The sequence below is a fragment of the Acidovorax sp. 35-64-16 genome (assembly GCF_002281195.1).
Classification (GTDB): Bacteria; Pseudomonadota; Gammaproteobacteria; order Burkholderiales; family Burkholderiaceae_C; genus Acidovorax; species Acidovorax defluvii.
Window position 1 is genome coordinate 40,300 of the sequence record NZ_NCFM01000020.1, and the last position, 8,177, is coordinate 48,476.

The window sequence follows — 8,177 nt, forward strand, 5'->3', positions numbered from 1 at the left end:
AAGGCGGTTCTGCAAAAGATGTCGCTTTCTCGATTGGGGGACTCGTGTCTCTTAACGCCTGTAACCTGATTGGGAGCTGGCACGGTCATTGGGTTACACGGGATGTATCTGCGTCATCGACTCAACAGTTCAAGTCTTGTTGTGCTTCTTCAGCAATGGGCTGGGTCCGAGGGCGAACAGGTGTCACAGCAGGATGTGGCAGAGCAGTTGAGCCTGTGGGTGGATGCGGTGGATGCCATCCATGTGAGCAGGGCATTGCACGCCATTGAGTCTTTGCCGGCCAAGGTGGCGCCGCTTGCGCAGGCCGGGGATGCGGACACGATGGACGCCGTCTTGCAGGCGGCAAAAGCCGATGTCATAGCGCTCATCACGGGCCATGGTGCTCCTTTGAAGCCGATGCGTGCACGTGTCGACCGCACGCCCATTGACAGTCCCGATTCCTGGAAGCGGGATGACTTCGCCGCACAAGTGCAGCGCTATCTCGGCATACAAAAATACATGGACGCAAAACTGGGCGCCGTGCGGGCGCAGATGCGGCAGTGGCTGTCGACTGGAGCACGCAGCGTGCGGCAGCTCGCAATGCTGGATTCCGTCATGGAGCAGATGTTTCACGCGCGGGAGCAGCGGGCGTGGGCCATGTTGTCGGGCTATGTGGAGCGTCGTCTGGTGTATCGGCACAAAGAGCACCAAAAGATGCTGCAAACCACCGGCCGGGCCGATGACCCACAGCGCTGGCGACAGTCCGGTGGGTGGCTGTGGGCCTTTGAGCAGGATCTGCAGGCGTTGCTACTCGCCGAAATGCAGGCGCGCCTTCAGCCGATTTACGGGTTGTTGGAGGCAGCACGCAACGACAAAACAGGACAACAGGAATGAACAAGATCGTGATGGCCTCCCTATTTGCGGCGGGCCTTGCTGTAGTGGCCTGGGTGGGCTGGGGGTTCGTGGGGTCTAGCTCTCTGGCGCTGGTGATGACGGTGGTGATTGGCGGCGTTTACGTACTGGGTGCATATGAGCTGGTGCAATTCCGGGCCACCACCGCGTCCCTTACCACTGCGCTGGCTGTTAACCCCGCAGAGCCGTTGGCGGACCTGGACGGCTGGCTGGTCCGCCTTGTTCCTTCACTGCGCAGCCCAGTGCGTCAGCGCATAGAGGGCGAGCGTGTAGCCTTGCCCGGCCCAGCCCTCACACCCTATCTGGTAGGCCTGCTGGTCATGCTCGGCATGCTGGGCACGTTCCTGGGAATGGTGATCACATTCAAGGGTGCCATGTTTGCGCTGGAGACCTCGTCCAGCCTCGAGTCGATTCGCTCTGCGCTGGCGGCTCCGATCCAGGGCCTTGGTCTTTCCTTTGGCACCTCCATCGCTGGGGTCGCTGCATCGGCCATCCTGGGCCTCTTGTCCGCCATGAGCCGTCGTGAGCGATTGGAGGCCGCGCGCCTGCTCGACGCGCGTGTTCCTGCACTGTTCCGGCCATTCTCGGCAGCCCATCGGCGTGATGAAATGCTTCTTGCATTCAAGACGCAGGCGCAGGCCATGCCGCTGATTGCTGAGCGCCTGCAAGACCTGATGCAAGGGCTGGAGCGTCGCAATGACCAGCTCAACCAGCATTTGCTGGCCCAACAGCAGGAGTTTCACCGCGAGGCCGCTTCGGCCTACACGCATCTGGCTAGCTCTGTGGGGGCATCCTTGCAAGAGAGCCTTGAAACCAATGCCCTCCGCGCCGGGGATGCGATCCGTCAGGTGGTCGAGCAGGCGATGGCCGCCATGACCCAGGAGGCCCAGCACTCGCACGAGCGCCTGCGCGAGACCACCGATGTGCAGTTGCAGGCGCTCACTGCGCAATGGGAGGGTACGGCCCACCGGGTGGCCGACACATGGACCACAGCCTTGCACAGTTACACACGAACCCAGGGCGGCTTGGTGGAGCAGCTGGGCGGCGCATTGCAGTCGGTAACGAAAGCGTTTGATGAGCGCTCCAACTTCCTGGTGGCGTCGCTGCGTGAACTGGGTGTGCAATCGCACGCGACTCAGCTGGCCTTTGATCAGCAGCGCCTGGACGGCTGGATCCGCTCCATGGAAACCATGGCCAGCGCGCTCAGCGCCGAATGGCAGCGCGCAGGGGCCCAGACGGCGGCGCAGCAACAGGGCGTATGCCAGGCCCTGGAGGCCACGACAGCGCAGATCACCGAGCGAATGACCGAGCAGGTGACCCGTGCGATCGGCGGTGCGGCTGCTTTGATGGACCAATCGGATGCGCTCCTGCGCACCCGCATCGAGACCGAGGCCCAGTGGGTGCATACCCAGGGCCAGCGCATGGATGAGCTGACTGCCGTGTGGCGCACCGAGCTGAATTCACTGCGCGATGCAGAGGCCGTGCGCGGGCAGGCAGCGGTGGATCGGCTCGACACGCTGCAGGCTGCCGTGGCGCAGCATCTGGCAATGCTGGGCTCGGCCCTGGAGGCGCCCCTCACACGCCTGCTGAAGACGGCCGCAGATGTGCCGCAGGCCGCGGCGGTGGTCATCACGCAGCTGAGCGAGGAAATGACCCGCCTGAGCGAGCGTGACAACGTTGCCCTGGTAGAACGCACGGCCATGATGGCGCAGCTGGGAACCCTGCTGAACTCGGTGAGCGAAGCCGCGATACAACAGCGTGCAGCCGTCGAGACACTGGCAGGGTCCGCAGTCCAGGCGCTCGAACATGCGGGTCAGCAGTTTGGGCGGGTACTCCGGGAGCAGGCGGGCGCAGTGGGCGACGTGGCCGTACATGTGGCGGCCAGTGCGGTGGAGTTGGCCAGCCTGGGAGAATCGTTCAGCCGTGGCGTTGACTTGTTCAGTGGCAGCAATGAAAAGCTCATGGAGAGCATGCAGAGCATTGAGCAGGCGATCGGGCAGTCCATGAGCCGCAGCGACGAACAACTGGCCTACTACGTGGCACAGGCCCGTGAGGTCATCGACCTGAGCATCAGCGCGCAGCAGGGCATTGTGGAAGACCTGCGCAGGCTCCACGGTAGTGAAGGCAGTGTGGGGCGGCCTGCCATGGCGTCTTTGGGAGGCGATGCGTGACCGGCCTGGATGAAGCATTCGACGATGACACGGCGCATACCGCACCGATATGGGCTGTTTTTGGCGACCTCATGGCGGGTCTGCTCGGCGCGTTTGTGTTGATCCTTGTCGGCGTACTCGTGGTGCAGATTGATCTGGTGGCAAGCCTTAAGCAGGAGGTGGAAAAGCGCCAGATCGAAGAGCAGCGCCGCATGGCGCTGGAGAAGGCTCTTGCCATTCCGCTGGCCAGCGGTCGGGTCACGGTAAACAACGGCCGCATAGGCATCAGCGGCAGCGTGCTGTTTGCGGCAGGCTCTGACGAGCTGCGTCCAGAAGGCCGCCAGCTTCTTAAAAGTCTGGTGCAGCCGCTGCAGGTGTATCTTCGCGAACGCGATGAAATGCTGATGGTGAGTGGCTTTACCGACAACACCACGTTGCTGCGTGTCCCCCACCAGCGCTTTGCCGACAACCTGGAGCTCTCGGCCCAGCGGGCGCTCACTGTGGCACGCGCCCTGATCGACGAGGGGATGCCATCTTCGCAGGTGTTTGCTGCCGCCTTCGGTGCCGAGCAACCCGTTGCCGACAACGCGGATGAAAAGGGCCGCGCGCAGAACCGCCGCGTGGAAATGGCCCCGGTGCCCAGGGCCACGAACGCAAAAACCATCGCCCATGAGTGAGCCAAGTGAGCCCACCCTGGAGTCCTTGCGGGCAGAGGGCGCACATCACTACGACCCCGCGCGGTTTCATTACCTGGAGGTGCTGGCCCGGCGCTTGCCTGGCCAGCACGCGGCGGTGCAGCAGGTGCTGGCGAGCCGGTTGCGCGAGGCCGTTGCAGCCTATGCCGGGCGCAGGTCGTTGATCGTTGGGGAAAGCCCGTGCCTTCCAAAGTCCGCAGCGCCCGCTCCAGGCGCTGCTCTGGCGCAACTGAACCGCGAGCTGAATGCCCGCGCACGAGCAGATGCAGGCACCGAACTCGCTAGCGAAGGCGCCAGCCTGTCGGACCTGAGGAGCGTGCGCCAGTTCACTGAGGTCTGGTCAAAAATTTCTGCAGAGCAACAGGTGGTACAGGCGCTGCACCGCGGGCCTGAGAATGCCGGGCCACTCAACTCGCACAGGCTCATGCTGCGCTCACTCAGCCTGATGCAGTCCCTGTCGCCCGACTACCTGCGCCGTTTTCTGTCGCAGATGGATTCCTTGCTGTGGCTGGAGCAGGCAAGCGCCAAGGCCAACAGCTCCACGGCCAAGCCGGTGCGCAAGAGTCGGTCGATGCAATAGGTTTTCGGCGTTTTTTGGCAAGGCAAGGTCACGGACCTGCGTGTTTGGTCATGCTGCCGCGCGCTCCGTTTCTTCAGCCAAGGTTGGGCAGCGAACCCGCCTTGCGCACTGGTACCCGGGCGCCATCACCAAGTTGGCAGTTCGGTGGCCGCAGCTTTTTAACGCACCGAACGCCGCGCCCACAGGGTCGCACTGTTCATGCCGTTTATGGGCAGCGCGCTTACAGCGCAAACAGCTTTGCCCTGGCGGCCCGGGTGATGGCGGAAACACAGGGGTGGGTGATGCGGCGCTCGACGGAGATGGCGAAGAACTCCTCCACCAGCTCGGATGTCTTGCCCACGATCTCCACGCCGAACTGCGCCATGGTTTCGTCCTCCAGAACGCTGGGAGAGGTGAAAACGCCTCGACCCTCCCGACCAAAGGCATTCATGAGGGCGCTGTCGTCGAACTCTCCGACGATGAGCGGCTGGAGCTGGTATTTGTTGAACCAGTGATCGAGTTGCTGGCGCACGGAAGACGTGGGGCCCTGGATCAGCATGGGTGCACGATGAAGGCATTGCGGGAAGGGGCCGTGGAGTTGCCGCGCGAGTGAAGGGGCGCAGAAGAAGCTCATGGCGCTGGTCCCAAGGGCATGGTTGAAGGCCTTGACACCCACCTTCCGGGATACAGGCTCGTCTGCAATCACCAGATCCAGGCGGTGCAGGGTGAGCTGGGCCAACAGCTCCGGGAATTTTCCTTCGTGGCAAATCATGTGCACGCGATCCGCCAGGCCCAGCGCCGGTTCCAGCAAGTGATAGGCCACCGGCTTGGCCACCGAATCGGCGATGCCCACGCGAAACTCCAGCGTCTTTGCCTGGTCGCGCGACAGGCGGACGGATTTTTCCAGCTCGTCACCCAGCGCAAAAATCTGCTCGGCGTAGCCCAGTGCAACCCGCCCTTCGCTGGTCAGCTCCAGCCCTCTGCCGCGCTTTCGAAAAAGGTCGTGACCGAGCCACTGCTCCAGCTGCTTGATTTGCCCTGACAGCGTCTGGGGCGTGGTGTGCAGTTGCTCGCCGGCGCGCACCACGCCGCCAGCCTTGGCAACTGTCCAGAAGTATTTGAGATGCTTGAAGTTCATGATGAAACACCATAGTTCGAAAAAACCGCACTGTTTTTCTCGATAAAACGAATATACGCGAAGTGTTTCAGCCGCTATATTGTTTTCATGGACCGAGCCGGAAAGGGTTTCCCGGGGCTCGGAGGTATCAATGTTCACAAGGAGTGAAGATGCGAATTACCACCAGAGGCCAACTTGCCGTGTCTGCGATGACCGACCTGGCAATGCGACAGAACACCGGGCCCGTTGCGCTCTCCACGATCAGTGCGCGCCAGGGGACATCGCTGTCTTATCTGGAGCAGCTTTTTAGCGCCCTCAAACGGGCCGGGCTGGTTGACAGCACACGCGGGCCTGGCGGCGGCTATGCCCTGGCCCACAAGCCCGAGCAGGTGTCGGTTGCCGACATCGTGGTGGCGGTAGAGAACCACAAGCCAGGTGAGGAGGCTGCGCCAGCCTCTAACGGGTCGTCGCAAATGGTGACCATGACCGGCTCGCTCTTCACGGCGTTCAATGCACGGGTTCTGGAATACCTCCAGTCTGTCACGCTGCGCGATCTGGTGGCCGAGCAACAGGCGCGTGGCGTACGGGTCGAGTCACCGGTGGTGGCCCGTGCAAAACTGGCGCGCCGTCCCGCACCGCTGATGGCCCGTGCCGGAGTGCCCAATTCGGTCTTCGCGCTGGGTGCTCTCCCGGTCCTTGCCCGCAAATAGGCCTGCGCGGCGATTCGGTCGCCGCATTCACGCGGGATGCTCTGGGCGTGCAGTCCCCAAGGACGCGGGATTTACAGCTGATGCGCCAGTTGCTTGATTCCGCGGATCAGCATCTCCACCGAGATGGCCACCAGGATCAGCCCCATCAGGCGTTCAAACGCCATCACCACGCGTTCGCCCACCAGGCGCTGTATGCGCTCGGCCAGTAGCAGCACCACCGCGCACACCGCCATGGTCACGCACAGGGCGGCCACCCATTCCATCTTTCGCTCGGGCGCCTGGGCCACCAGCAGCATCACGGTGGCCATGGCGGAGGGGCCTGCGAGCGCAGGGATGGCCAAGGGCACGATCAGCGGCTCGCCTGGCAGGTCGGTTGGAGGTCCGGCGTCGGGGGGGAAGATCATGCGCAGCGCGATCAGAAAAAGCACCACTGCCCCGGCGATCTGCAGAGACAGATCACTCAGGTTCATCACCCGCAGGAACTGCGCGCCAAAGAATAAAAACACCAGCAGCAGTGCAAACGCTATCAGCACCTCGCGCAGGATCACCCGCGCCCGGCGTTCGGGTGCCACCCCGCGCAGCGCGTTGGCAAAAATGGGAATGTTGCCCAGCGGATCGGTGATCAGCAGCAGCAAGATCGTGGCGGACGCGAAGGTGTAGCTCATGTCGCGTACACCCCGGCCAGTGTACGAAAGCCCTTGATTTCCATCGGGTTGCCGCTCGGGTCGTGAAAGAACATCGTCCACTGCTCGCCGGGCTGGCCCTCAAAGCGCACCTGGGGTTCCAGCACAAAGGCCGTGTTGGCAGCACGCAGGCGCGCAGCCAGTGCATGCCAGTCGGGCAACTCCAAAATAGCGCCAAAGTGGGGCATGGGCACCAGGTGGTCGCCGACATGGCCGGTGCGGGCGGTGGCGAATGGTGTGCCCAGATGCAGTGAGATCTGGTGACCGAAGAAGTCAAAGTCCACCCAGGTGTTGGTGCTTCGGCCTTCCTGGCAACCCAGCACGCCGCCATAGAAGCGTCGCGCCGCATCCAGGTCGGTGACATGAAAGGCGAAATGAAAAAGGCTGCGCATCCTGCAAAGGATAGCAGCCAAGGCACCGGCCTGGCGGGGCCGATCAGGCCCGCCAGGCTGGCCGGGTTCAGGCCATCGACGGGTCGGACGCCATGTTGTCAAACTTCTTGAAGTACTGGCGCGCCATGGCCACCAGCTGAGCGTCCGAGGGATGGTCTGCCGCGACCGAGTCCACCACCGCGCCGGCCACTGCAGCGTTGTGCTTGGCGCACCAGTCGCGGAACTGGTTGCGCGCGAGGCCGGGGCCTGCCAGCAGCACTTCATGCGTGTTCGACAGGGCCTGGGCGATGTCGGCAAAGAACAGGCTGAGGTCTTCTGTCTTGCCCTGGTGCTTGTGGTGGCTGCGGGATTTGATGCGCTGTGCCTCGGTGTGTTCGCGGTCGAACATCACCACATGGGCTTCGGAGTGATCCATCCAGACAACGGCGTGAAAAGTGCTCATGAAAATGCTTTCTTGAAGTAAAGAAGTGGAGAAAAAAGGATTGCTCAGGCTGCCCGGCGGTGCTGCTCGGCCTTTTCCTGGCAGTGCACGCAGCGCGCGGCCTCGGGTGTGGCGTGCAGGCGGGCTGCGGTGATATGGGTACCGCAATCGGTGCACTCGCCATAGGTGCCGGCCTCGATGCGTGTGAGGGCCGCAACCACGGCGGCCAGGTGGGCGGTTTCGCGCTCGTCCAGCGCAAATTCCAGCTCGCGTTCAGTGGCCAACTGGGCACGCGGATCTTCTGGCTGCCCAAAATGGACCGCTGCGGCCTCGGCTCGGCCGATGACGCCCCCCCGTTGCTCTGCCAACTGGGCCAAAAGCGCGGATTGCTGTGCAAGCAGTTGCTGGCGGAAGGGAGCGGCGAGATGGGGGTCCATGCGAGGGTTCCTTGGGAATGGTCTAAGGCTACGCTGAACAAGCCGTCGAAAATTTCCGCGCAAACCTGGATGACGCAGTTTTTTGGACTTTTATGCCTCTCGCGCGGCCCATTTGGGCAGTT

General features: G+C 62.9%; 10 protein-coding genes. 5 read left to right on the plus strand and 5 right to left on the minus strand.

The genetic code is table 11. The features are described from left to right. Positions 1–102: 102 nt before the first annotated feature. Genes B7Y64_RS13070 through B7Y64_RS13085 form a run of 4 tightly spaced genes read left to right on the plus strand, consistent with a single transcriptional unit; the run spans position 103 to position 4,316 of the window. A complete protein-coding gene (locus tag B7Y64_RS13070) occupies positions 103–873 on the plus strand; it encodes a DUF3348 family protein (RefSeq protein ID WP_291323962.1) in 771 nt (256 codons plus the stop codon). Then, the gene (locus B7Y64_RS13075) at positions 870–3,062 is read left to right on the plus strand and encodes a DUF802 domain-containing protein (RefSeq protein ID WP_291323961.1); all 2,193 of its coding nucleotides are present in this window, start codon (positions 870–872) and stop codon (positions 3,060–3,062) included. The genes B7Y64_RS13070 and B7Y64_RS13075 overlap by 4 nt, the downstream gene beginning before the upstream one ends. Further along, complete coding sequence (locus B7Y64_RS13080) at positions 3,059–3,718, plus strand: OmpA family protein (protein ID WP_024813867.1); 660 nt, start codon at positions 3,059–3,061, stop codon at positions 3,716–3,718. Before B7Y64_RS13075 ends, B7Y64_RS13080 begins: the two co-directional genes overlap by 4 nt. Next, positions 3,711–4,316, plus strand: coding sequence for a DUF2894 domain-containing protein (locus B7Y64_RS13085; RefSeq protein ID WP_291323960.1), 606 nt, complete (start codon positions 3,711–3,713; stop codon positions 4,314–4,316). Before B7Y64_RS13080 ends, B7Y64_RS13085 begins: the two co-directional genes overlap by 8 nt. Before the next feature lie 220 nt (positions 4,317–4,536). Here B7Y64_RS13085 and nhaR read toward each other — a convergent pair whose 3' ends face one another. Continuing rightward, a complete protein-coding gene (gene nhaR, locus B7Y64_RS13090; RefSeq protein WP_291323959.1) occupies positions 4,537–5,433 on the minus strand; it encodes a transcriptional activator NhaR in 897 nt (298 codons plus the stop codon). Positions 5,434–5,582: 149 nt separating this feature from the next. Here nhaR and B7Y64_RS13095 point away from each other — a divergent pair, with 149 nt between their 5' ends. Next, positions 5,583–6,122: an Rrf2 family transcriptional regulator gene (locus B7Y64_RS13095; protein ID WP_114656435.1), complete on the plus strand. Its 540-nt coding sequence runs from the start codon at positions 5,583–5,585 to the stop codon at positions 6,120–6,122. A gap of 71 nt (positions 6,123–6,193) precedes the next feature. On the opposite strand, the gene B7Y64_RS13100 is transcribed toward B7Y64_RS13095, so the two are convergent. The 4 genes from B7Y64_RS13100 to B7Y64_RS13115 all read right to left on the minus strand — a co-directional run bounded on the left by B7Y64_RS13100 (position 6,194) and on the right by B7Y64_RS13115 (position 8,055). Then, positions 6,194–6,787: a MarC family protein gene (locus B7Y64_RS13100; protein ID WP_024813871.1), complete on the minus strand. Its 594-nt coding sequence runs from the start codon at positions 6,785–6,787 to the stop codon at positions 6,194–6,196. Next, positions 6,784–7,197: a VOC family protein gene (locus B7Y64_RS13105; protein WP_291323958.1), complete on the minus strand. Its 414-nt coding sequence runs from the start codon at positions 7,195–7,197 to the stop codon at positions 6,784–6,786. The genes B7Y64_RS13100 and B7Y64_RS13105 overlap by 4 nt, the downstream gene beginning before the upstream one ends. 67 nt (positions 7,198–7,264) lie before the next feature. Continuing rightward, positions 7,265–7,639, minus strand: coding sequence for a hypothetical protein (locus tag B7Y64_RS13110; RefSeq protein WP_024813873.1), 375 nt, complete (start codon positions 7,637–7,639; stop codon positions 7,265–7,267). Between the two features lie 44 nt (positions 7,640–7,683). Continuing rightward, entirely contained in the window at positions 7,684–8,055 is a 372-nt protein-coding gene (locus B7Y64_RS13115) for a TraR/DksA family transcriptional regulator (RefSeq protein ID WP_291323957.1), read from the minus strand. Between the last annotated feature and the right edge of the window lie 122 nt (positions 8,056–8,177).

Coding starts and splice junctions, on each gene's coding strand:
- B7Y64_RS13070 (WP_291323962.1), top strand. CDS start 103: ATGTATCTGCGTCATCGACTCAACAGTTCAAGTCTTGTTGTGCTTCTT.
- B7Y64_RS13075 (WP_291323961.1), top strand. CDS start 870: ATGAACAAGATCGTGATGGCCTCCCTATTTGCGGCGGGCCTTGCTGTA.
- B7Y64_RS13085 (WP_291323960.1), top strand. CDS start 3,711: ATGAGTGAGCCAAGTGAGCCCACCCTGGAGTCCTTGCGGGCAGAGGGC.
- nhaR (WP_291323959.1), bottom strand. CDS start 5,433: ATGAACTTCAAGCATCTCAAATACTTCTGGACAGTTGCCAAGGCTGGC.
- B7Y64_RS13095 (WP_114656435.1), top strand. CDS start 5,583: ATGCGAATTACCACCAGAGGCCAACTTGCCGTGTCTGCGATGACCGAC.
- B7Y64_RS13100 (WP_024813871.1), bottom strand. CDS start 6,787: ATGAGCTACACCTTCGCGTCCGCCACGATCTTGCTGCTGCTGATCACC.
- B7Y64_RS13105 (WP_291323958.1), bottom strand. CDS start 7,197: ATGCGCAGCCTTTTTCATTTCGCCTTTCATGTCACCGACCTGGATGCG.
- B7Y64_RS13110 (WP_024813873.1), bottom strand. CDS start 7,639: ATGAGCACTTTTCACGCCGTTGTCTGGATGGATCACTCCGAAGCCCAT.
- B7Y64_RS13115 (WP_291323957.1), bottom strand. CDS start 8,055: ATGGACCCCCATCTCGCCGCTCCCTTCCGCCAGCAACTGCTTGCACAG.